The organism is Thermococcus sp. M36, from assembly GCF_012027355.1.
GTDB lineage: Archaea > Methanobacteriota_B > Thermococci > Thermococcales > Thermococcaceae > Thermococcus.
On record NZ_SNUH01000022.1, the window covers coordinates 1 to 674 of the forward strand.

The 674-nt window shown below is 31.3% G+C and carries 1 protein-coding gene; it reads right to left on the reverse strand.

Annotated features, from left to right (window positions below; genetic code table 11):
- On the reverse strand, positions 1-317 hold a 317-nt coding region (locus E3E36_RS11120; protein WP_206203610.1), incomplete at its 3' end, for a hypothetical protein.
- Positions 318-674: the final 357 nt, after the last annotated feature.

Below are 674 nucleotides of genomic sequence, written 5' to 3' on the forward strand. Positions count from 1 at the left end.
TCTTTAAACTCCTCTATTGAAAAATCTTTAGTAAACAATAAAGGGAATTCGCTGCTTTCGGGGGCACCGAAATCTATATAAAAATCGATATACTCTTTGTTGGCTAACGAAAGCAAATTCTCGAATAATAATTGTCTGTCGATTTTCCCTCTACTATCCAATAAGTTCAGTAAAGCAAATCTTGCAGGTGTTTTACCCTGTAAAAATTTCAATTGTTTTTTGGAAGAACTTGCCGAGCTATCCGCATCCAAAAAATATACATCGCTTGTATGTTGATTTTTAAGTGCAATTAAGTAGGTAAGCAAAGACTTGCCCACACCTCCCTTTGATTGGAGTAGGAAATAAAAGTTTTTCATTAGTGTATAGATTATAGGTTTATATTGTTTAGTTGCTTTTTTAAGCGAGGTAAATCTTCATTTAGAAATTTCTGTTTGTCTATAAAAACTCTGCCACGACTAATAAATTGTGTGGAATTAATCAGACCCAACTTTCTGTATTTGATTATAGTTTGAACTGAAAATTCGAGTAAAGAAGCTAACTGTTGTTGGGAATAAAATAATTCTTCTGATGGATGATTTTTCATGTTTACGGATTTGAAAATGAAATTAGGGGGGAATTATAAATGTCAAGTTTAAACATTACTATTTAACAAAACATTCACATATTTCGATTTA